General features: G+C 71.7%; 17 protein-coding genes. 7 read left to right on the top strand and 10 right to left on the bottom strand.

Features of this window, described 5'->3' with window-relative positions:
- Positions 1-19: 19 nt before the first annotated feature.
- From ACFYOB_RS30930 to ACFYOB_RS30915, 4 genes are all read right to left on the bottom strand, one after another.
- Complete coding sequence (locus ACFYOB_RS30930; protein ID WP_388565369.1) at positions 20-1,258, bottom strand: Ig-like domain-containing protein; 1,239 nt, start codon at positions 1,256-1,258, stop codon at positions 20-22.
- Positions 1,259-1,383: 125 nt separating this feature from the next.
- A complete protein-coding gene (locus ACFYOB_RS30925; RefSeq protein WP_388565366.1) occupies positions 1,384-2,103 on the bottom strand; it encodes a L,D-transpeptidase family protein in 720 nt (239 codons plus the stop codon).
- Positions 2,104-2,145: 42 nt separating this feature from the next.
- The gene (locus tag ACFYOB_RS30920; protein ID WP_388565363.1) at positions 2,146-3,039 is read right to left on the bottom strand and encodes a collagen binding domain-containing protein; all 894 of its coding nucleotides are present in this window, start codon (positions 3,037-3,039) and stop codon (positions 2,146-2,148) included.
- Between the two features lie 157 nt (positions 3,040-3,196).
- A complete protein-coding gene (locus tag ACFYOB_RS30915) occupies positions 3,197-4,417 on the bottom strand; it encodes an Ig-like domain-containing protein (RefSeq protein ID WP_388565571.1) in 1,221 nt (406 codons plus the stop codon).
- Positions 4,418-4,596: 179 nt separating this feature from the next.
- Here ACFYOB_RS30915 and glgX point away from each other — a divergent pair, with 179 nt between their 5' ends.
- Both glgX and ACFYOB_RS30905 read left to right on the top strand, forming a co-directional pair.
- On the top strand, positions 4,597-6,945 hold the full coding sequence (gene glgX / locus ACFYOB_RS30910) for a glycogen debranching protein GlgX (protein WP_388565360.1): 2,349 nt from the start codon (positions 4,597-4,599) through the stop codon (positions 6,943-6,945).
- Positions 6,946-7,031: 86 nt separating this feature from the next.
- A complete protein-coding gene (locus ACFYOB_RS30905) occupies positions 7,032-7,769 on the top strand; it encodes a CDP-alcohol phosphatidyltransferase family protein (RefSeq protein ID WP_388565357.1) in 738 nt (245 codons plus the stop codon).
- On the opposite strand, the gene ACFYOB_RS30900 is transcribed toward ACFYOB_RS30905, so the two are convergent.
- A complete protein-coding gene (locus tag ACFYOB_RS30900) occupies positions 7,750-8,232 on the bottom strand; it encodes an adenylyltransferase/cytidyltransferase family protein (RefSeq protein WP_328927745.1) in 483 nt (160 codons plus the stop codon). The genes ACFYOB_RS30905 and ACFYOB_RS30900 overlap by 20 nt on opposite strands.
- Positions 8,233-8,398: 166 nt before the next feature.
- Here ACFYOB_RS30900 and ACFYOB_RS30895 point away from each other — a divergent pair, with 166 nt between their 5' ends.
- From ACFYOB_RS30895 to ACFYOB_RS30885, 3 genes are read left to right on the top strand one after another with little or no spacing between them, the layout of a single operon-like run.
- On the top strand, positions 8,399-9,610 hold the full coding sequence (locus ACFYOB_RS30895; protein ID WP_388565568.1) for a glycosyltransferase family 4 protein: 1,212 nt from the start codon (positions 8,399-8,401) through the stop codon (positions 9,608-9,610).
- Entirely contained in the window at positions 9,607-11,364 is a 1,758-nt protein-coding gene (locus ACFYOB_RS30890) for a lipopolysaccharide biosynthesis protein (protein WP_388565355.1), read from the top strand. Before ACFYOB_RS30895 ends, ACFYOB_RS30890 begins: the two co-directional genes overlap by 4 nt.
- Complete coding sequence (locus tag ACFYOB_RS30885; RefSeq protein ID WP_388565352.1) at positions 11,361-12,617, top strand: hypothetical protein; 1,257 nt, start codon at positions 11,361-11,363, stop codon at positions 12,615-12,617. The genes ACFYOB_RS30890 and ACFYOB_RS30885 overlap by 4 nt, the downstream gene beginning before the upstream one ends.
- A 7-nt stretch (positions 12,618-12,624) precedes the next feature.
- On the opposite strand, the gene ACFYOB_RS30880 is transcribed toward ACFYOB_RS30885, so the two are convergent.
- The gene (locus ACFYOB_RS30880; RefSeq protein ID WP_388565349.1) at positions 12,625-14,100 is read right to left on the bottom strand and encodes a hypothetical protein; all 1,476 of its coding nucleotides are present in this window, start codon (positions 14,098-14,100) and stop codon (positions 12,625-12,627) included.
- Between the two features lie 157 nt (positions 14,101-14,257).
- On the opposite strand from ACFYOB_RS30880, the gene ACFYOB_RS30875 reads away from it, so the two are divergent.
- Together ACFYOB_RS30875 and ACFYOB_RS30870 are read left to right on the top strand one after the other, a co-directional pair.
- Positions 14,258-14,797 carry a WcaF family extracellular polysaccharide biosynthesis acetyltransferase gene (locus tag ACFYOB_RS30875; RefSeq protein ID WP_388565346.1) on the top strand — a complete coding sequence of 180 codons (540 nt, stop codon included), beginning with the start codon at positions 14,258-14,260 and terminating at the stop codon, positions 14,795-14,797.
- Positions 14,794-15,912 carry a glycosyltransferase gene (locus ACFYOB_RS30870; RefSeq protein ID WP_388565344.1) on the top strand — a complete coding sequence of 373 codons (1,119 nt, stop codon included), beginning with the start codon at positions 14,794-14,796 and terminating at the stop codon, positions 15,910-15,912. The genes ACFYOB_RS30875 and ACFYOB_RS30870 overlap by 4 nt, the downstream gene beginning before the upstream one ends.
- A gap of 7 nt (positions 15,913-15,919) precedes the next feature.
- On the opposite strand, the gene ACFYOB_RS30865 is transcribed toward ACFYOB_RS30870, so the two are convergent.
- The 4 genes from ACFYOB_RS30865 to gmd form a co-directional block, all read right to left on the bottom strand.
- Entirely contained in the window at positions 15,920-16,138 is a 219-nt protein-coding gene (locus ACFYOB_RS30865) for a DUF6458 family protein (RefSeq protein WP_328927739.1), read from the bottom strand.
- A gap of 126 nt (positions 16,139-16,264) precedes the next feature.
- Positions 16,265-16,939: a hypothetical protein gene (locus ACFYOB_RS30860; RefSeq protein WP_388565341.1), complete on the bottom strand. Its 675-nt coding sequence runs from the start codon at positions 16,937-16,939 to the stop codon at positions 16,265-16,267.
- A gap of 100 nt (positions 16,940-17,039) precedes the next feature.
- Positions 17,040-19,814, bottom strand: a complete 2,775-nt coding sequence (locus tag ACFYOB_RS30855; protein ID WP_388565338.1) for a DNRLRE domain-containing protein — start codon at positions 19,812-19,814, stop codon at positions 17,040-17,042.
- Between the two features lie 247 nt (positions 19,815-20,061).
- Positions 20,062-21,075, bottom strand: coding sequence for a GDP-mannose 4,6-dehydratase (gmd, locus tag ACFYOB_RS30850; protein ID WP_388565335.1), 1,014 nt, complete (start codon positions 21,073-21,075; stop codon positions 20,062-20,064).
- Between the last annotated feature and the right edge of the window lie 115 nt (positions 21,076-21,190).

The following is a 21,190-nucleotide window of genomic DNA, read 5'->3' as shown; positions in this document are numbered from 1 at the left end:
TGGAACTACGTACGGGGGACTACTTGATCCACTCCGCCCAGTCCATGTTCCAGCCGTTGAGGCCGTTGTCCGGGGCGATCTGCTTGTCCTTGGAGTTCTTCACGATGACCACGTCGCCGATCAGCGACTCGTTGAAGAACCAGGCGGCGGGCTGGTTGCCGTCGCCGGCGCCGCGCACGTCCTTCAGACCGACACAGCCGTGGCTGACGTTCTCCGAGCCGAAGGTGCCCGAGGAGGCCCAGTAGTTGCCGTGGACGAAGGTGCCCGAGTTCGACAGCCGCATCGCGTGGGGGACGTCGGAGATGTCGTACTCGCCGCCGAAGCCGACGGTCGCGCCGTTCATCCGGGTCACCTTGTACTTCTCGCTGATGACCATCTGCCCGTTGTACGTGGTCGTCGACGGGGCGCCCGCGGTGATCGGGACGTTCTTGAGCACCTGGCCGTCGCGGACGACCTCCATGGTGTGCTCGCTCGCGTCGACCGTGGAGACCTGGGAGCGGCCGACGTTGAAGGTGACCGTACGGGTCTGCTTCCCGTAGACGCCGGGGCGGCCTTCGACTCCGTCGAGGGCCAGCTTCACGGTGACCTTCGTGCCCGCGGCCCAGTACTTCTCGGGGCGGAAGTCGAGGCGGTCGTTGCCGAACCAGTGGCCCTCGACCGGCACGGCCGGCTCGGCCGTCACGGTGATGGCCTTCTCGACGGCCTCGGGGTTGGTGATGCCGCGGCTGAAGTTGATCGAGACCGGCATGCCCACGCCGACGGTGGCGCCGTCCTCGGGCGTGTAGTGGCCGACGAAGGTGTTCGTCGGGGTCAGCGTGGTGAAGGTGGTGTCCTTGGCGGACTCCCGGCCGGCCTCGTCCTTGGCGACCGCGTGCACCTTGTACTCGGTGGCGGAGGCCAGGTGGCGGGACGGCTCCCAGCTCGCGCCGTCGTCCGCGACCTTGCCCTCGACCGCGTTGCCCTTGGTGTCGGCGACGGTCACCGTGGTGAGCTTGCCGCCCGTGCTGGTTATCTTCAGGATGCCGCTGGTCGCGACCTCCTTGGCGCCGTCGTCCGGCTTGACGTTGACCACGGCCTTGGACGCCTCGGTGCCGGTCTTGGCACCGTCCCCCGCCTTGTCTCCACCGCTGCCGCTGCTGTTGCCGCCGCCGCCACTGCACGCGGTGGTCAGCAGCAGGGCCGCCCCCAGCAGAAGGGCCGGCAGGCCGGTGCGGGCGCGGCCGCGTATCGGCTGCAGGTTCACTCGTGTTCTCCCCATGTCCCCCGCGCGCGGGCAATCGCGCGCATGTCGACAGGTAATCACATGGGGAGGGCACGTAAAGCCACGGTCTTGTCACCGTTCCGTCCCAACTGTCGGTGCGGAAACGGTGACGGTGTCGCAGGTCAGTCGTCGGTTCCGGGTTTGGTGCCCCAGACGTAGACGGCGTCGCCCTCGGTCAGCAGGTTCCAGAGGCGTTCGGCGTCGGACACGGTGAGGTTGACGCAGCCGGCGGATCCTCCGTGGGCGTAGAGGTAGCCGGTCCGGCCGTGCAGGGCCTGGCCCCCGTCGAAGAACTGGGAGTACGGCATCGGGGAGTCTGCGTACAGCGTGGACTTGTGGTCCTTGCTGCGCCAGTACACCTCGTGCCAGCCGGGACGGGTCTCCTGGGTGTCGCGGCCGGTGCGGATGGGCACGACCGGGAAGACGATCCGGCTGCCCTGCTGCACCCAGAGCAGCTGCCGGTCCATGTCCACGCACGTCACACGGTACGAGCGGACGGGGCAGTCGCCCTCGGCGTTGGGGTTCGGGCGGGCGGCAACGACGAGCATCGTGCGGTAGGTGGCCACGCCCGGGTAGCCGTCCGCGGGACTGACGCCGTTCTCCCGCTGGAAGGCGCGGACGGCGAAGCAGTCCGCCGAGGACTGCACCCCGTCGACCGGCCGGCCCAAGTGCTCCTCCAGCTGCCGCTGGTAGGGACCGGTGCCCGCCGCGCACGCGGACTCCGGGCCGGGCCCGGGCGCCGCTGCCGCTGCCGCCGGGTTCAGCCCCGCCAGTACGAGCAGGGCGCCGAGCACGGCCGCCCGGACACCGCCCCGGGGGCTCGTCGCCTGACCTGTAGTCATCCCGGCCTCCTCGGGCCCGCCAGCCGGACCCTCGCAGCCCAGCTAACCCGCGGGGCGGGCGGACGGCCCGTGCTGCTCCGCCGAGGGGGTGAGCGGGCCACTCCGGCGGCGGACCCGCCGGGCGGCCTTGTCCTCGTCCGGGTCCGTGATGGGGACGCCGGCGTAGGCGTCGCGCTCGTTCTGGAGGGTGACCACGCGCCGGCCGCCCGGGGTGTCCTCGTCCAGGCGGAGCGGGCCGGTCACCGTTCTCGCCGGCAGGACGTACCCCTCGGGGACGTCCGTCTCGACCAGGTAGTACTCGCCGTCGGGGAGCCCGTCGAAGTCGCAGACCCCGTCGTCGTCGGTGGCGCAGCCGGGCCTGACCCGCTGGTCGGCGTTGATGCCCCGGGTCTGGAGTCCCTCGGTGCTGTTGGTCTCCTTCCAGAGCTCGAACACCGCGCCGCCCAGCGGTGACCCGGTCTTGGCGTCCTCCTTCAGGACCCGGACGGCCCCGCTGTACACCGCGCCGCGCTTGCGGTGCGGGACGTTGAGGACGATCCCCGCCGTGGCGTCGGCCTCCTTCACGGTGAAGCCGGTGACCGGGTCCTCGGGGGCGTCGTACCCGGCGGGGACGACGGTCTCCCGCCAGTAGTACGTCTCGCCGACCGGCAGCTCCACCGTGCAGCTGCCCTTGCCGTCCGTTTCGCAGGCGCCCTCGTTCTTCTCGTCGGCGGCCGGTCCGGCGGTCTGGAGTCCCGGCTGGTCGTTGACCTCCCGCCACAGCTCGAAGCGGGCACCGGGCAGCGGTGTGCCGGTGTCCAGGTCCGTGTTCCGCAGCACCACCTGGGCGCTGGGCACCGGTCCGTCCACGCCCGCGCCGTGGGCCGGGGCCGCCGCGACGACCACCGCTGCGGCGGCGAGGCCGAGCGGCCACACCCTTGCTGTCCTGGCTGCCATGACACTCCGTCCGTCGCCTGGGGCTGTCGCGCCCTGACAGGCTGGGGGAGCTTCGTACGCGAGTACGGGAGGACACTCGGCCGCTACGGCATTCCGGTCATACCGATCACCCTCCCGTGGCCACGGGAGGGTGATCGGGCGCGGCGGGCGGCGGCCCTCAGGCGATGGCGGAGCCCGCGACCCAGTCGGCCCAGGACATGTTCCAGCCGCCCAGGCCGTTGTTCGGGGCGACCGTCTTGTCCTGCGAGTTCACGACCTCCACGACGTCGCCGACCAGGGTCCGGTCGAAGAACCAGCCGGCCGGGGTGTCCGAGCCGCCGCCCTTGTCGTCGCGCAGGCCCACGCAGCCGTGGCTCATGTTGCTGCTGCCGAACGTGTCGGGGCTGAGCCAGTAGTTCCCGTGCAGGAAGGTCCCGGAGGAGGTGAGACGCATGGCGTGCGGGACGTCGGGGATGTCGTACTCACCGCCGAAACCAACGGTCTGGCCGTTCATCCGGGTGACGTCGAACATCTCCATCACCACCATTTTCCCGTTGTACGTGGTGGTCTTGGGGGCTCCGGCGCTGATCGGCACGGTCGACAGCAGCTGCCCGTCCCTGCGGACCTCCATGGTGTGCGCGGCCGCGTCCACGGTGGAGATCTGGGAGCGGCCCACGGTGAAGGTGATCGTCTTGTCCTGGATGCCGTAGGAGCCGGGTGCGCCTTCGATGTCGCGCAGCTTCAGCTTCACCGTGACCTGGGTGCCCGCCTTCCAGTACTCCTTGGGCCGGAAGTCGAGCCGCTCCTTGCCGAACCAGTGGCCGACGACCTGCACGGCGGGGGCGGAGGTGACGGTGATGGCCCGCTCCACCTCTGCCCGGCGTTCGATGGCCCGGTTGAAGTTGAAGGAGAGGATCATGCCGGTGCCGACGGTGGAGCGGTTCTCGGGCTTGAAGTAGCCGATGAACCGCTCCTCGGGGACATAGGTGGTGAAGGTGGTGTGCCGGGCCTGGCGGCGGTTGTGCCCGTCGAGGGCGACGGCGTCCACGGTGTACTTGGCCGCGAGCGAGAGCCGGGCGGCCTCGGGGTCCGGGCTCCAGCTGAGTCCGTCGGCGGCGATGGCACCGGGGACCTGTTCCTCCTGCGCGTCCTCCACCTTGGTGACCACGACCCGCTCCAGCCGGCCCTCGGGCACGGTGACGCCGATGCGTCCGTCCGCCGGGACCGCCTTGGCGTTGTCGTCGGGGGTGATCCGGATGGCCTCGTCCGGCGAACGCGGTTTGCCCGGCAGCTCGATCTCGACCGGGGCCCGGCCGTCCTGGGTGCATCCGGTCAGGCCGCCGAGGAGGCCCGCCCATGCCGCCACGGCGGCCAAGCCCGCCCCTGCCCGCCTCGTCAGAAGTGTCACGATCCCTCCAACGACCGGCCCCCTCCGGGGGAAACGTGGGCGGGCTGCACGTTCCGGCCGGATCAGTCCGGGCAGAACAGTGGGAAGGACCAGACGGGGGCGGGCCCTGGCCGGGACGCCGGGGCCGCACTCCCCTCCCCGCAGGTACCCAGGAGCCGTGGAGGCGGGCAGTGTCGAGCGCAGCCGAGCAGGAAGAGGCGGTGGAAGCCGTCGGGAACACGGTGGACGCCGTGGATGCGGCGGATGCCGTTGATGCCGTGGACGGGGTGGCGAGCGGCCGCGCCGCGCCCGCGCCACGGCTGGACGAGCCGCCCGGCGGGCGGCAGAACGGCCAGGTCAGAGGGCAGGTCTTACGGGCGTCCGGGCGCCCGGGACCACAGGTGTGGCCCGGGTCCTCGCATCCCCTGGGGGCGCGGTTCCATCACGGTCCGGACGGGACGGCGGGCACCAACTTCGCCCTGTGGGCGCAGGGCGCGGAGGCGGTGGAGGTCTGCCTGTTCGATGCGGGCGGGGCCGAGACACGCTGCGCCCTGACGGAGCTCACGCACGAGATCTGGCACGGATTCGTGCCGGGCGTACGCCCCGGGCAGCGGTACGGATTTAGGGTGCACGGGCGCTGGGACCCCTGGACGGGCGCCCGGCACAATCCGGCGAAGCTGCTGCTGGACCCGTACGCCCGGGCCGTGGACGGTGACTTCAGGCTGCCGCCGGAGGTGTACGGGCACGTCCGGGACTGGCCGCAGCAGTACATCGCCGACACCGTGCGCGACGACCGGGACTCGGCGCCGTTCGTCCCCAAGGGGGTCGTGGTCCACGATCAGGACGACTGGGCGGACGACGTCCGGCCGAAGACCCCCTGGGCCGATTCGGTGATCTACGAGCTGCACGTGCGCGGCTTCACGATGCGCCATCCAGGGGTTCCCGAGGAGCTGCGCGGCACCTACGCGGGTCTCGCGCATCCGGCGGCCGTCGAGCACCTGGTGAAGCTGGGCGTGACGGCGGTCGAGCTGCTGCCCGTGCACCAGTTCGCGCACGAGGACCACCTGCTGCGCAGGGGGCTGCGCAACTACTGGGGCTACAACTCGATCGGCTACTTCGCGCCGCACGCGGGGTACTCGTCGAGCGGTACGGCGGGCCAGCAGGTCGGGGAGTTCAAACGGATGGTGCGGGCCCTGCACGCGGCCGGCATCGAGGTCATCCTCGACGTGGTCTACAACCACACGGCGGAGGCGGGCGAGCTGGGTCCGACGCTGTCGCTGCGCGGGATCGACAACCGGGGCTACTACCGGCTCCAGTCGGACCAGCGCCGGTACGCCGACTACACGGGCTGCGGGAACACCCTGCACGCGGGCCGCCCGCACGTGCTGCGCCTGATCACGGACTCGCTGCGCTACTGGGTCACGGAGATGGGAGTGGACGGCTTCCGCTTCGACCTGGCGGCGGCGCTGGCTCGCTCGATGCACGACGTGGACATGCTGTCGCCGTTCCTGGCGGTGATCGCCCAGGACCCGGTGCTGCGGCGGGTCAAGCTGATCGCGGAGCCGTGGGACGTGGGCTCGGGCGGCTACCAGGTGGGCGCCTTCCCGCCGCTGTGGACGGAGTGGAACGACCGGTACCGGGACGCCGTACGGGACTTCTGGCGGGGCGCGCTGCCCGACGTACGGGACCTCGGGTACCGGTTGTCGGGGTCGAGCGACCTCTACGCGTGGGGCGGGCGGCGGCCGTACGCCTCGGTGAACTTCGTGACCGCGCACGACGGTTTCACGCTGCGGGACCTGGTGAGTTACGAGCGCAAGCACAACGAGGCGAACGGGGAGGCGGGCCGGGACGGGACGAATGACAACCGGTCGTGGAACTGCGGCGCGGAGGGCGAGACGGACGACGCCGGGATCGCCGCGCTGCGCCGCCGGCAGCTGCGGAACCTCCTCACCACCCTGCTGCTGTCGACGGGCGTGCCGATGCTCGTCGCGGGGGACGAGTTCGGGCGCACCCAGGGCGGCAACAACAACGCGTACTGCCAGGACAACGAGACGGGGTGGGTGGACTGGTCGCTGCTGGAGGACCCGGCGTGGCGGGAGCTGTTCGCCCTGACGGCGCGGCTGATCTCGCTGCGGCACGCCCATCCGGTGCTGCGCCGACGGGCGTTCTTCTCGGGGCGCCCGCAGGGGGTGGACGGGCTGCGGGACCTGGCCTGGTTCATGCCGACGGGTGCGGAGATGACGGAGCGGGACTGGTACGCGCCGGGCGCCGCGCTGGGGATGTACCTGTCGGGGCGGGACATCCCGGGCCGCGACGAGCGGGGCCGGCAGGTGACGGACGACAGCTTCCTGGCCCTGCTCCACACCGGGGACAGGCCGGTGGCGTGGGTGCTGCCGGGTGCGCCGTGGGCCGACGGCTACGAGGTCGTCCTGGACACCTCCCGCGAGGACCAGTCCGCCGCCCCGCTCACCCGCCACCGCGGCGGTGAGACCGTGACGGTGCCGGCCCGGTCGGTCGTGCTGCTCAGGGTGGTCGGCTGAGTCGCGGCCCAGGGTCCGGCACGGAGCCCGTACTCCAGTTCGCCCTGCGATGATGTGTTCGACATCGTCACTGAGGGGGTCCCTGCATGGGCAGAGTCGGAGCCGCGCTGCGGGAGTTGCGCGGGGCGCAGAAGTCGGCGAAGGGGGTGTCGCTCTACTCGCGGTTCGTCAACCGGCCCGCCGGACGCTACCTGGCCGCCGGGTCGTACGGGCTCGGGCTCACCCCGAACCAGGTGACGCTGGTCAGCGCCGCGTTCAGCTTCGCCGCCGCGGCCGCGGTCGCGCTGACCGAGCCCTCCTGGGGGCTCGGGATCGCCGTCTGGGCCGCGCTCGCCGTCGGGTTCGCCTTCGACTCCGCCGACGGGCAGCTGGCCCGGCTTCGCGGGGGCGGCAGCGCGGCGGGTGAGTGGCTCGACCACGTCGTGGACTGCGCCAGGCTGACGGCCCTGCACTCCTGTGTGCTGATCGCCTTCTACCGCTTCCCCGACTCTTACGGGATCGGCGGGGCCGGGACGGGCGGCGACGGCTGGCTGCTGGTGCCGCTCGGCTTCCAGTTCGCCGCGATCGTGACCTTCTTCGGCGGACTGCTGACCGAGAAGCTCAAGCCCAGGCCTGCTCCGGGGAGTCCAGCCGCCGCGCCGTCGACCGTACGCGCGGTGGCGTTGCTGCCCGTGGACTACGGGGTGTTCTGCCTGGTGTTCCTGCTGCTCGGCGGCGGCGGGCTGTTCCGATGGGCGTACGCGGGGCTGGGGGCGGTCGCCGGACTGTTCCTGCTGGCGTTCCTCGCCAAGTGGTACCGGGAGCTCAGCGCCGTTCCGCGGTGACCGGCTCCGTGAGGGGTTCGGCGAGCGCGTCCAGCGCCCGGCGCAGCTGGGTGCTGGAAGTGTGGACGGTGTAGGGGAAGTAGACGACGTCGACGCCGTGGGCGGCGAAGTCCTTCTCCAGCTTGTCGCCCTTGGGGGTGCCCCGCCAGTCGTCGCCCTTGAAGATGACGTCGAAGCGGACCTGCTTCCAGGTCTCCACCTTGTCCGGGACCGTCTCGACGAAGGCGGCGTCCACGTACTTCACGCTGCGGACGATCTCCAGCCGCTCGACGAGCGGGATCATCGGGCGGCGTCCCTTGGCGAGTTCGGCCATCTCGTCGGAGACGACTCCGGCCACCAGGTAGTCGCACTGGCTCCGGGCGTGCCGAAGGATGTTGAGATGTCCGATGTGGAACAGGTCGTATGCGCCCGGCGCGTAGCCGACTCGATACGGTTTGCGCGCGGACGCGCGAAGTTCGGACATGTCACGGTCCGTCATCTCTTACCCCCCAGCAGCCACACCCCCCGGCGTAGCGGATTAGCAGACAATAGCGTGCACGTTCCGCACCGTGCGGGTGAACGAATAGGGTGACGTGCGCATCATCCTGGGGAGAAGGGGACGTTCAGTGTCGAGATCCGGTCACCGGCGCATGCTGCTGGTTTCCACCAACTACGCTCCCGAACACGCGGGGATTGGGCCGTACGCCACCCAAATCGCGGAGCACTGGGCAGATCTCGGCCACGAGACCCACGTCCTCGCCGGAATGCCGCACTACCCGGCGTGGTCGCTGGAGCCGGAGTACCGGGGGGCCCTGCGGCGCACGGAGCAGCGCGCGGGGGTCACCGTGCACCGGCGTGCGCACACCGTGCCGCAGCAGCAGACCGCCGTGAAGCGGGCCCTTTTTGAAGGATCGATTCTGCTGCACGGCGCCGTGGCCCCGCCCCGGATGCCCAAGCCGGACGCGGTCCTCGCCCAGATGCCCAGCCTGGCCGGCGGCGTGCTGGCCGCCCGGCTCGCGGCGCGGTGGAAGGTCCCCTACGTCCCGGTCGTCCAGGACCTGATGGGCGCCGCCGCCGCGCAGAGCGGGATCAGCGGCGGCGACAAGGCGGCCGCGGTCGCCGGCCGCGCCGAGGCGTACGCGCTGAAGCGTGCCACCCTCGTCGGCGTCATCCACCAGACCTTCGTGGACCGGGTCGTGGGCATGGGCGTGGATCCCGGCAGGATCCGCCTCGTCCCCAACTGGTCCCACGTCGCGGTGCCCACCAAGCCGCGCGGCGAGACCCGTCACCACCTCGGCTGGGCCCCCGGCCAGACCGTCGTGCTGCACTCCGGGAACATGGGCCTGAAGCAGGGACTGGAGGTCCTCGTGGGCGCCGCCCGGCTGGACCCGAGCGTCCGCTTCGTCCTCATGGGTGACGGCAGCCAGCGCTCGGCGCTGGCCGAACTCGCCGCCGACGTCCCGAATCTGGACATCATCCCCCCTGCCGCTGACGGCGAGTTCCCCGATATCCTCGCGGCGGCGGACGTACTCGCGGTCACACAGCACGCCGCCGTGCTGGACATGAGCGTTCCGTCGAAGCTCACCTCCTACTTCCAGGCGGGCCGGCCGGTCGTCGCCTCCGTGGCGGCGGAAGGCGGAACCGCCCAGGAGGTGGAGCGCTCGGGGGCAGGGGTGCTCGTACAGCCCGAGGACCCCGGGGCCCTGTTGAAGGCCGTACGGGCCCTGGCGGAGGACCCCGAAGGCGCGGACGCACTGGGAGCGGCCGGACCCCGCCACGTGGCTGCCCACCTGAGCCGCGAAGCGGGTCTGGCCCGCATCGACGCACTGATAGACGAAGCACTTGGGGGATCCCGGCCGTGATCGAGACGAACCGCCCAGCAGCGGCCCCGGCCGAGGACGAACCGGACCTCCTCCGGGATCAGTTCCGCCAGCTCCTGCGCTACCGCAGACTCCTCGGCGCGGGCATCGGGGTCGGCCTGCTGGGCGGCGTCTACCTCGGCATCTCCACGGCCGACACCTATGTCGCGACCGCCGACGTCGTCCTGCGCGCACCCACCGACGACCCCTTCAACCCGAGCCTCGCCCCCGACAAGGCGATCAACATCGGCTCGGAGCGCCAGGTCGCGCTCAGCTCCTCCATAGCCAACGAGGCCGCCAAGAAGCTCGGCGTGTCCGCGTCCGGCTTCGCGGCCCTGCGCAGCGGTCTGCAGGTGACCAACCCTCCGCAGACGATGGTGCTCCGCTTCACCTACACCGCGTCCTCCCCGGGCGAGGCCGCCAAGCGCGCCAACGCGATGACCGAGGCGTATCTGCTCAAGCGTCAGGAAGCCCTCGACGCCACCCGCGACAAGATGGTCAAGGGGTACAAGGAGCAGCGCGATCCGATCGCCAAGCAGCTCGACGAGCTCTCCAAGGAGATCGCCCGGATGCCCGCCGGCTCCGGGCGCGACGCGGCCTCCTCGGCCAAGACGGACCTCCAGAGCGAGGTCGGCGGCTACAACACCAAGATCACCAAGCTCGAAGCCCTCGACATGACCCCGGGCCGGGTCACCAGCGCCGCGACCGCGCCCACCGCGACGGACGGGCCCGGCATCGTCATGTCGCTCGCGCTCGGCGCGGCCGTGGGCCTCGCGCTCGGCCTGCTGGCCGCCTGGGTCCGGCTGGTCTTCGACCCGGCACCGCGCTCCGAGGGCGATGTGGCGCGGTCCCTGCGCGCGCCCGTACTGGGCTACCTCCCCCGGGACAGGACGGGCGGCGGACCGCTGCTCGCCGCCGGCGAGGCCGATCCCCGGGTCGCCGAGGAGTACCGCTCGGTGGCCTTCCGGCTCGCCTACGACTCCCGCTTCGCCGACCGGCGCCGGCTGCTCGTCGTCGCCCCTCGCGGCAGCAGCGAGACCGCCGCCGCGGTCGCCGTCAACCTCGCCGCCTCCTTCGCGGAGACCGGCAAGGACGTCCTGCTCATCGAGGCCGACCTGCGCACCCCGGTACTGGCCAGCCAGCTGCCGACGGACGCCGGCGGCCGGCCCCGGTGGAGCCGGACCCCGGGCAGCCCCGCCGCCGCCGGACGCCACGCCGACTCCGAATGGCCCGACGGACGCCAGCTCGTGGTCGACGCCGGGGAGTCCGGCACGTTCGAACTGATTCCGGGCGAACGGGCTCGCAACGTCCCGCGCGCGCTGACCTCCGCCCGCGCCACCCAGCTGATCTCCGAGGCCGACTCCCCCAACTCCACCGTGGTCGTGCTCGCACCCCCCGTGCTCTCGTACGCCGACGCCCTCGCCCTCGTCGACCGTGTCGACGGCGTCCTGGTGGTCTGCAACCCGCGCGCCGTCCACCGCAGCGACCTGTCCCGGATCCGCGAGCTGATCAGCGGCGCCGGCGGCACGGTGCTCGGCGCGGTGCTGCACGCGCCGCTGCCCGGCGAGAAGCGCGGCCGGAGCAAGGACAAGGGCGTCCCGGCCGCCGGCGGCCCGGCCGCAGGCTCCGGAAAGTCCGGGAAGCCCGCCGCGCAGCCCCAGCCGATCGCGTACGAAGTGGCCGAGCCCGAGCAGCACATTCCCGGTGACGGCACCGACACCGTCGCGCTGCGCACCGTCCGCCAGGGCCGCAGATGAGCCGACGCGGCCTCGCCGCCGTCGCGTCGGTGCTGGACCAGGCCGCCTCCAGCGCCACGAACATCCTGGTGCTGGTACTGGCCGCCCGGCTGTCCACGGAGTCCGGCTTCGCCGCCTTCTCGATGGTGTACGTGACCTTCACCGTGCTCCTCGGGCTGAACATGGCCTACGTCGGCCAGAGCGTCGTCCTGGAGAACGGCGCGGGCGTCCCGCCCGACCAGGCCCGGCAGAGGCTGGGCGAGGTGTGCCGGTCGGCCGTGGGCTTCACCGGGGCGGCCTCGGTGGTGGCCGGGGCCGCGGTGGCGGCCGTGGGCCTGGCCTTGTCCGGCGCCGCCGGACGGGCGTTCCTCGCGCTGGGCCTCGTACTGCCGCTGGTACTCCTCCAGGACGGGCTGCGGTACTGCTTCTCGGCGCTGCGCGCCCCCGAGCGGGCGCTGGCCGCCGACGCGCTGCGGCTGGTGTGCGTGGTCGCGGCGCTGGCCGCTCAGCCGTCCGGGGCCTCCGCGGGGCGGCTGGTGCTGGTGTGGGGCCTCTCCGCGCTGCCGGCGCTGGGCCTCGGGCTGTGGCTGCTGCGGCCGTACGTCCGCGGGGCGCGGGCCGATCTGCGGCCGTACGTGCGGCGCGGGCACCTGGGGCAGCGGTTCGTGGTCGAGTTCGCGGTGGGCAACGGCTCCAGCCAGCTCGCCGTACTGGGCCTCGGAGTCTTCGCGACGCCGCTGGCCGTCGGTGCGCTGCGGGGTGCGACGACCCTCTTCGGGCCGCTGAACGTGCTGTTCAACTCTGCGAACTCCTTCGGGCCGCCGGTGCTGTCGCGGCTCGGCGGCAAGCGGGCCACGGTCCGGGCCACGGCGCTGCTGGGCGTGGTGCTGGCACTGCTCGGTGCCGGGTGGGGGGCCGTGCTGTACGCGCTTCCCGAACGGGCGGGCCGTCAGCTGCTCGGCGACACCTGGGCCTCGGCGTCCGCGCTGCTGCCGGCCACGGGTGCCCAGTACGCGGTGATGGGTCTGGGCACCTGCGCGCTGCTCACCCTGCGGGTGCTGGCCCCCAAGGCCACGCTGTCCCTGCAGGTGGTCTTCTCGCTGCTGTCGGTGGGGCTGCTGCTGGGCGGCTACGCGGCGTTCGGTGTGGCGGGCGCGGCCTGGGGCCTGGTGGCCGGCTCCGCGCTGAAGGCCCTGGCCGCCTGGCTGCGGGTCGCCCGCCTGCGGACCCCCGCTCCGCAGGATCGCGAACCCGAACCCGCCACCGCCGCCTGATCCGCTGTCAGCGCAGTGTGGTGGACCGGTCCTGGCGGTAGGTCGCGACCAGCGCCAGGCACAGGGCCGCGATCGCGACGCGCCCCGACGCCTGGAGGAGCGGCCCGCGCAGCAGGATGAAGGAGTAGCCCGCGACCAGCGGGACCACCACCGAGATCAGACTCCCCGGCGGGGAACGTCGCGTGGCGCGCTTCGCGTAGCGCCGGTCGACGCGGGCGGAGGCGTACCCCATGGCCAGCAGCCCGGCGCCCATGCCCAGCGGCCCGAAGTCGATCCACAGCTCCGCCCAGATCGGGGAGGAGAGGTTGGTGTTGACCGTGCCCATCCACTGGCCGACCATCACGCCCGTGTCGCGCGGCTTGCCCGGCCACACCGAGCGCGGCACCGCGAAGAAGACCGACCCGGCCAGCTGGCGGCCGTAGAAGTGCCCCGGTCCGGAGTTCGAGAAGGTGATGGTGTTCGCGAACATGCCGATCTGGTCGTAGTCCTTGAGCGCCATCGGCTCCAGGAAGGACGTGGTCTCGACCGGCCGGTAGTTCTTCTCGTCGTACCGGAAGCGGTCCGCGAAGGGGAAGACGAGCAGGGCGACGACCACGGCCATCGACAGGGCCACCCGGTACATCGCCGCGCTGACCGGGAAGACCGTGAAGAGCAACGCGAACATGACCGTCAGGAACCAGTAGCGGGGGTTCGAGATCGGGTTGTTGACCACCAGGTTCAGCAGCACCAGCGCCGACCAGGTGACGATGATCGAGACCTTGCGGCGGGCGAACTTCGAGGTGATCAGCCATCGCGTGTAGAGCAACAGCGAGAGCAGCGCGGGCACGGTGCCGAAACCGCGCAGCAGGGCCTGCCCTGCCTGGCCGTCGCCGTTGGAGACGCCCGCCTCCTGAATGCCCGCGATGATCTCCTGGCGGCTGGAGAAGAAGACCGCCGGACCGCCGAGTTTGATCACGAAGGCCGCGCTGCACGCGAAGGACAGGGCCGTGAGCAGCTGGAGCCGCCGCCGGTGCGCCATGACGGGGCGCGACTCCTTCTGGGAGCCGCCCGCGCGGCCGGCGGGCCGGTGGCGGGCGAGCAGGACGCCCACGTCGAAGGCGGTGCAGCCGAGCAGCACCAGGCCGATGGCGACGGTGAGGTCGGAGCGGGGCCCTACGACGGGCGTCGGGACCTGGCCGAGGACGGCCTGCGCGAGGGGGGCCACACCCATGGCCATGTAGACGAACAGCCAGAAGGAACCCTGGAGCAGCTTGCGACGGCTGGTGAGCACCATCGCGGAGAGGCGGGCACCCGCGTACATGGTGAGCAGCAGCTGGAGCCAGAAGGCCGCGTCGCGCTGGCCCGCACCGTGCTGGACGGCGACGAACAGCGGCAGGAAGACGGTGAATCCGAGGGCGAGCGGGACGGACAGCGCGCGGGAGAGCAGGGTGCGCGGGGTGGTGACCCGGCCCCACAGGGTCTCGTCCTCAAGGGGGTGCGGCACCGGCGCTACGGAAGGCGTGCGTATGTCCGTTGCCACTGCTGCCCCCACCCCATGTGCCTGGCTCCGCGCGCAGTCTAGTCTGAGCGGGCGGCGCCCGGGGAGGCGCTGGGGGTCCCTCCGACGAGGTCGGGGGGAGGGTGGACGATCGGGGCTTCAGTTGCGTGACCTTCCTGCCTTCACGCTGGCCGGATACGACAAGGGGCGGGGTCTGCTGACGCAGGCGCTCTGGTTCGCCGTGATGAACACGCTGTTCATGAGCTGGTTCTGTCCGGCGCGGCTGCGGGTCGCGCTGCTGCGCGCCTTCGGCGCGAAGATCGGCGAGGGCGTGCTGATCCGCCACCGGGTGCGGGTGCTGTGGCCGTGGAAGCTGACCGTCGGGGACCACACGTGGATCGGTGAGGGCGTCTGGCTGCTGAACCTGGAGCCGGTGACGATCGGTTCGCACGTGTGCCTCTCGCAGGAGGCGATGCTGTGCACCGGCTCGCACGACCACCGGGCCGCCGACTTCCGCTACCGCAACGCCCCCATCACGGTCGGGGACGGCGCTTGGGTGGCGGTGCGCGCGACCGTGCTGGCCGGGGTGACGGTGGGCCGCTGCGCGGTCGCGGGCGCGGGCGCCGTCGTACACAAGGACCTGCCGGAGCTGACCCTGCAGACCCAGGACGGGCGGCGCCGCCCGGTGGAGGAGCCGAAGTGAGAGTCCTGCACGCCGTTACGCTGCACTCCCCCACGCACGCCTTCGGCGGGCCGGTCCGGGTCGCCCTGAACCTGGCGAAGGGACTGCGGGCCCGCGGCCACGAGGCGCGGCTGCTGGCGCTGGGCGAAGACTTCGATCCGTGGCCCACCAACGTGGAGGGCGTGCCGGCCAAGCTGTTCCCGGCCCGGCGGCTGCTGCCCCTCGGCTTCAGCGGGATGACCTCGCCGGCGCTGCTGGCGTCGGCCGGGCGTCTGGTCCGTGACGCCGATGTCGTCCACGTCCACCTGGCCCGGGACCTGGTGACCCTGCCGGTGGCCCTGGCCGCGCTGCGGGCCGGGAAGCCCCTCGTCCTGCAGACCCACGGCATGGTGGACCCGAGCGAGAAGCTGCTGGCCAAGGTGCTGGACGCGGTGGCGGTACGCCGGCTGCTGCGCGGCGCGGACGCGGTGCTCCACCTGACCCCGCACGAACGTACGGGCCTGGACGCGGTGGTGGGGACGCCGCCGCTGGCGAACACGGTCCGGCTGGTCAACGGCACCCCGGCACAGGAGGAGCGTCCCGCTCCGTCCGGCCCGCCGCGCGTCCTGTACTCGGCGCGCCTGCAGGCCCGTAAGCGGCCGGTGGACTTCGTGGACGCGGCCCCGGCGGTCCTCGCCGCGCATCCGGAGGCGCACTTCGTGGTCGCGGGCCCGGACGAGGGCGAGCTGGCGGCCGTCCGCGCCCGCATCACGGCGCTGGGCCTCTCGTCCCGCTTCACCGTCCCGGGAGCCCTGTCCGGCGGGGAGGTCCTGGCGGAGCTGCGCCGTGCGCACGTCTACGTACTGCCTTCCGTGGACGAGCCGTTCCCCATGTCGGTCCTGGAAGCCCTCGCGGTGGGCGTCCCCCCGGTGGTGACCCACTCCAACGGCCTGGCCCGGGACATCGCGGCGGCGGGCGCGGGACACGCGGTCGACCCGGGCCCGGCGGGCGTGTCGGGTGCGGTCCTGTCCCTGCTGGACCCCGCGGCGAACGCGGCGGCCTCTCGCGCGGCCCGCAAGCTCGCCGCGGAGTCGTTCTCGATGGACGCGGTCCTGGACACCCTGCTCCCGGTGTACGAGGCCGCCCGCCGGAACTAGAGCCGCTCTAGACGCCGTCCCGGCGGCGTTCCTCCACCACCGGGATGGCGCCCGCCGTGCGACGGCGCCCCAGGACCCTGGAGTACACGGCGAGCCCGATGGCTCCGGCCGCCATCATGATGAGGCCGACCAGGTCGAGGTCGACGCTGCGCATCTCCCAGTCGGTGGCGAAGGTGAGGATGGCCCCCACCACGATCAGGCCGATGCAGCCGCCCAGTCCGCGCATAGGATCGCCTCCGGATGCCGGTGTCGTGGTTGCGTACTGGCACGCGGTTACCCGGCGCGGAGACACGAAAACGCCCCCGGGCAGGGGCAGTCCGGCCCCGGGGGCGTTCTCGTACGGCAGTGGCCCTCAGGCGGGCAGCCAGGCGTAGCAGCCCGAGGAGTTGAACTCCGCCGTGCCGGACGGGATCGTCGCGGTGATCTTGTCGCCCGCCTTGGGCTGGGTCTCGGGGCCCGAGGCCAGGATCGAGCCGTCCTTGGCCTTGGCCTCCCACGTGCAGGTGGTGGCCTGGGTCAGCGCCCGGTACGTGCCCGCCGCGGGCGCCTGCCGGGAGCCCTCGGGGAAGCCCTTCTCGGCCGCCGCGAGGATCGGCTTCTGCTCCGGGCACAGCAGGGTGATCGCGTCCTTCGCGCCCGGGATCTCCCCGGTGATGACCGCGCCGGTGGCCGCGTCCTTGTCGCGCTTCGCGGTGCGCTCCACGCGCTGGCAGGACTCCTGGCCGCTCTGCAGGACGGCCGCCGGGTCCATCTTCTCCGGGACGCGCCCGCTCAGGTACTTCTTCTCCTGCGCCGTGAAGCTGCCCGTCTTCGGGGTGAGCTTCGCGTCGGGCAGGACGGGGCCCGTCGGCTTCGCCTCGGGCGCGGACGCCGAGGGCGCCGCGCTGTCCGCGGGGTCCGGAGCCGCCGACGAGGCCGGGGGCTTCGCCTTGGCCTCCGCGCCGGAGTCGGCCTTGCCCGAACTGCAGGCGGTCAGCGTCAGGGCGGCGGTCAGCAGAACAGCAGCCGCTGCGGAGCGTCGGTACATCGGATGGCTCCCGTACTTACTGGGTGGGACAGGAGTGCGGGGCCCGGCCACGTAGAGCCGGGCCCCGCACGCCGTCAGGCGGTTACTTCGGTTCTCGTCGCTACTTCGCGCCGAAGGTGAGAACCAGCTGCGGGATGCCCTCCGCGGCCGTGGACTCCGAGGACCAGATCCACAGCGGGTCGGTGCCCGTGCTCGTCAGGCCCATGCTGTAGCTGGTGCCCAGCACCGCGGAGACCGCGGCGGTGTCCAGCTCGACGTTGTGGACCGCCGAACCGTCCGGCACGCCCGCGATGGTGCCGAGCGGGGTGGTGCCGAGGGTGGGCTTGGTGTTGAAGGTCGTGCCCGCGCCGCTCCAGGTGCCGGTGACCGGGACCACGGACACGGTGTCGGCGGTGCCTGCGCCCGTCTGCGTGGTGGTTTTGACCTGCAGGGAGGCGGACTTGAGGACCTGGCCGGCCGGGGCGGCCGGGAGGTCGAAGCGCAGGTACGTCTCGTACGCCGAGCTGCCGCGCACCGCGAGCGAGCTCGACGTGCCGTACGCGGTGCTCGGGGCGCCCTGGTTGATGTAGGTGTCCTCGGTCGCGTTGACCTTGGAGACCGTGTCGGTGGGCGCCTTGGCCAGCGTGAAGTGGTTCTTGACCTGGGCCTCGGTGAGCGCCGACGGGTAGACGGCCGTCTCGTCGATCTGCCCGGAGAAGAAGTTGCTCGTCGGGCGGGTCGGCCAGCTGGCCAGGTTGTCGCCGCCGACGTGCCAGTAGCCCGCGTAGGTCGTGTTGCTGGTGGCGTTCAGCGAGCCCTTGTTCTGGCCGTCGACGTACAGGGTGATGCCGCCGGGGCCCTGGGTGCCGACCACGTGGTGCCACTTGTTGTCGTTGTACGTGTCGAACAGGCCGGTGGTGACGGTCCGGGTCGAGCCGTTGTAGACGCCGAAGACCAGACGACCGGTGTTGGTCATGTAGATCTGCCGGTCGTACGAGCCGCTGTTGCGCTCGGTGTTGTTGCCGAAGCCGATCAGCTTGCCGCCGCGCGTGGTGCCCGTCTTGAACCAGGTCTCGATGGTGAACGCGTTGCCGACCGTCTGGCGGTGGTCGCTGTAGACCTGCTGGCTGGTGCCGTTGAAGCCCATCGCCGTGCTGGTGCCGGAGACCGCGCCGGGGGTCTGGCGCAGGGCCGGGGCGTTCAGCTGGACGCCGCCGGTGTTGCCGCTGACCGAGGAGTCGGCGACGTACGGGCTGACGGTGTCGTCGTAGCGCCAGTACAGGTTGGCGCCGTCCGCGCGGACCTGGTTCGGGTACGACTGGGCCGTGGTCGGGACCGTCACCGAGACGTTGGCCGACAGGGCGCTGGTGTTGCCCGCCCCGTCGGTCGCGGTCACGCGGTAGCTGTACGACTGGCCGGCCTTGACCGTGGTGTCGACCCAGGAGGCCTGGGGCCGCTCGAACTCCAGCGAGTCCGCGTTCACCGTGGCGGCGGGCGTGGCCGAGCCGTTGCGGTAGATCCGGTAGGTCAGCTTGCTGTCGTCCGCGTCGTAGCTGGTGCGCCAGCGGACCTGCGCCTCGCCGGGCTTGACGCTCGCGGCGCTGACCACCGGGGTGGTCGGGGCGCCGACGTCGCCGGTGGAGGCGAAGCGGGTCAGGGCCTTCTGCGGCTTGCCGTTGATGAGCGTGAACTCACCGCCGACCCACATGTACTTGACGTCGTTCTTCTCCGCGACGGACATGACGCGCGGGCCGATGCCCTCGCCGATGCCGTCGTTGGCCGTGGGGAACCAGCCGAGCTTGCGCGGGCCGCGGACGAAGCCGTCCACGGGCGCGGGGGCGGCGCCGGTGTGGTCGGTCGGCTGGGCCAGCAGGAAGTGGCGCTTGCCGTCGGGGTACTCCAGCTCGGTGGAGCAGTCGTGCGCGTGCGAGGAGCTGTAGAGCACCCCGTCGTACGGCAGCACGTACTGGGTGGCGCCGAGGCAGCGGTCGCGCCACTTCTCGTTGAAGTCGGTGCCGAGGCCGATGCGGCCGTCGAAGACACCGCCGCCGGATCCCTCGCTGCCGGTGTAGTAGCCCGTCGCGTCGGCCGAGATGTCCTTGACCACGGAGTTGGACGGGATGTTGGTGTACGTCTTGGTGACCGCGCCGGTGGTGGCGTTCACGACGGCCAGCGCGTGCGTGTTGGCACCGTTGACCGAGAAGAAGTCGCCGCCGAGCAGGACGTTCTTGCCGTCGTTGCTCACCTCGATGGCGCGGCCGGGCTCGTCGGCGTTGGCGACGAAGGGCTTCAGCGCACCGGAGGAGGCGTCGACCGCGGCGAAGCGCTCGCGGGTCTGGCCGTCGACCGCGCCGAAGTCGCCGCCGACGTACAGGGTGTCGTCGGTGACGGCGAGCGCGCGCACGGTGGCGGGGACGCCCGGGTGGAACGCGGCCTTGGGGGTGCACGTCTCGATGTCGACCGCGGCGAGGCTGGAGACCGGCGTGCCGTTGACGGCGCCGAAGTATCCGCCCGCGTAGAGGGTCTTCTTGTCCTTCGAGACGACCAGCGTGCGGACCGTCGCGGTGCCGTCGCCGATCGTGAAGGCGAGCTTGCACGAGGTCGGGTTGCCCGTCGCGGCGTCGAGCGCAACGAAGTTCACGGCCTCCTGCTCGGTGCCTGCGGCGCCGTCGGGCGGGCTGACGGCCGAGAAGGTGCCACCGGCGAAGACGGTGCCGTTCGCCTGGGCCATCGCCCACACGACCCCGTTGGGCTGCCACGTCGGCAGGTCGTCGGCGGTGAACGCCACCGGAGCCGTGATGGCGGACGCCTGCGGCATCAGCACGAGGCCTATACCGGTGCCGGCGCCGGCCAGTGACAGGACGAGGGCAACGGTCAGCCCTCTGGATCTACGCATGAGCCCCCCAGGGCAATCGCCCGGTTTGATGGCTGGAACTATCCGAACAGCCATATGTACTGGCGCAGACTAGGGCTCACGCGAGGGCCCGGTCACCTCACTTGACCCATTGCATACCAACTTGGAATCAACAGGGTTCAGCATGGAGGGCGCACTTCGGACATACAGCAGGTTTGACCCGGCCGCACCCACACGGACCTGCGAAGTACGGCCGGGGCAGGGCAAATCGTAGGGGAAATATAAGGCCTCAGCGGTCAATGCGTACTGTCACGCCCGCCAGTTGGTCCTCGACCTGGCGGATGTCGGCATCGACCATGATCTCGGCCAGTTCGGAAACCAGGACCGTCGGCTTCCAGCCGAGCCGGTCATGGGCCTTGGAGGCGTCGCCGATGAGGGCGTCGACCTCGCTGGGGCGCTCGTACTTGGGGTCGTAGCGCACGTGCTCGTTCCAGTCGAGACCGGCGTGCCCGAACGAGGCCTCGACGAACTCGCGGACGGTCGCGGCCACACCCGTGGCGACCACGTAGTCGGTGGCCTCGTCCTGCTGCAGCATCCGCCACATCGCGTCCACGTACTCCGGGGCGTAGCCCCAGTCGCGGACGGCGTCGAGGTTGCCGAGGTAGAGCTTCTCCTGGAGACCGGCCTTGATGCGGGCGACCGCGCGGGTGATCTTGCGGGTCACGAAGGTCTCGCCGCGGCGTGGGGACTCGTGGTTGAAGAGGATCCCGTTGACGGCGAACATGCCGTACGCCTCGCGGTAGTTCACGGTGGTCCAGTACGCGAAGACCTTGGCGGCGCCGTAGGGGCTGCGCGGGTGGAACGGAGTGCCCTCGTTCTGCGGCGGCGGGGTGGCGCCGAACATCTCGGACGACGAGGCCTGGTAGATGCGGGTGTCGATGCCGCTGGCCCGGATCGCCTCCAGCAGCCGCAGTGCGCCGAGGCCGGTCACGTCGCCCGTGTAGAGGGGCGCGTCGAAGGAGACGCGGACGTGGGACTGCGCACCGAGGTTGTAGACCTCGTCGGGGCGTATGTCGCGCAGCAGGTTCACCAGGGCGACGCCGTCGGAGAGGTCGGCGTGGTGCAGGACGAAGGACCGGTTCGCGGTCTGCGGGTCCTGGTAAATGTGGTCGATCCGCTCCGTGTTGAAGCTGGAGGACCGCCGCACCAGACCGTGCACCGTGTAGCCCTTGGAGAGCAGGAGCTCGGCGAGGTACGAGCCGTCCTGCCCGGTGACGCCGGTGATCAGTGCGGTCTTGCCCATGAGGTCCCCCTGGTGATGGTTGCTGGTCGTTGTCCTGAGCGGGCTGCACCCCCGGCAGCGCCCGGCCCGCCGGGGCGCGTGCCCGGGGACTGGATGCGTACCGTACACGCCGGGT

The organism is Streptomyces sp. NPDC006463 (genome assembly GCF_042870715.1).
Taxonomy (GTDB): Bacteria; Actinomycetota; Actinomycetes; order Streptomycetales; family Streptomycetaceae; genus Streptomyces.
Note: the sequence above shows the minus strand (reverse complement) of the source record. Positions and strands in the feature narration are given on the sequence as shown.

Bases quoted from the DNA above. Each gene is read 5' to 3' on its own strand.
- ACFYOB_RS30930 (WP_388565369.1), bottom strand. From the start codon at position 1,258: ATGGGGAGAACACGAGTGAACCTGCAGCCGATACGCGGCCGCGCCCGC.
- ACFYOB_RS30865 (WP_328927739.1), bottom strand. From the start codon at position 16,138: ATGCGCGGACTGGGCGGCTGCATCGGCCTGATCGTGGTGGGGGCCATC.
- gmd (WP_388565335.1), bottom strand. From the start codon at position 21,075: ATGGGCAAGACCGCACTGATCACCGGCGTCACCGGGCAGGACGGCTCG.
- ACFYOB_RS30920 (WP_388565363.1), bottom strand. From the start codon at position 3,039: ATGGCAGCCAGGACAGCAAGGGTGTGGCCGCTCGGCCTCGCCGCCGCA.
- ACFYOB_RS30925 (WP_388565366.1), bottom strand. From the start codon at position 2,103: ATGACTACAGGTCAGGCGACGAGCCCCCGGGGCGGTGTCCGGGCGGCC.
- ACFYOB_RS30885 (WP_388565352.1), top strand. From the start codon at position 11,361: ATGAGCCGACGCGGCCTCGCCGCCGTCGCGTCGGTGCTGGACCAGGCC.
- ACFYOB_RS30905 (WP_388565357.1), top strand. From the start codon at position 7,032: ATGGGCAGAGTCGGAGCCGCGCTGCGGGAGTTGCGCGGGGCGCAGAAG.
- ACFYOB_RS30895 (WP_388565568.1), top strand. From the start codon at position 8,399: ATGCTGCTGGTTTCCACCAACTACGCTCCCGAACACGCGGGGATTGGG.
- ACFYOB_RS30855 (WP_388565338.1), bottom strand. From the start codon at position 19,814: ATGCGTAGATCCAGAGGGCTGACCGTTGCCCTCGTCCTGTCACTGGCC.
- ACFYOB_RS30900 (WP_328927745.1), bottom strand. From the start codon at position 8,232: ATGTCCGAACTTCGCGCGTCCGCGCGCAAACCGTATCGAGTCGGCTAC.
- ACFYOB_RS30860 (WP_388565341.1), bottom strand. From the start codon at position 16,939: ATGTACCGACGCTCCGCAGCGGCTGCTGTTCTGCTGACCGCCGCCCTG.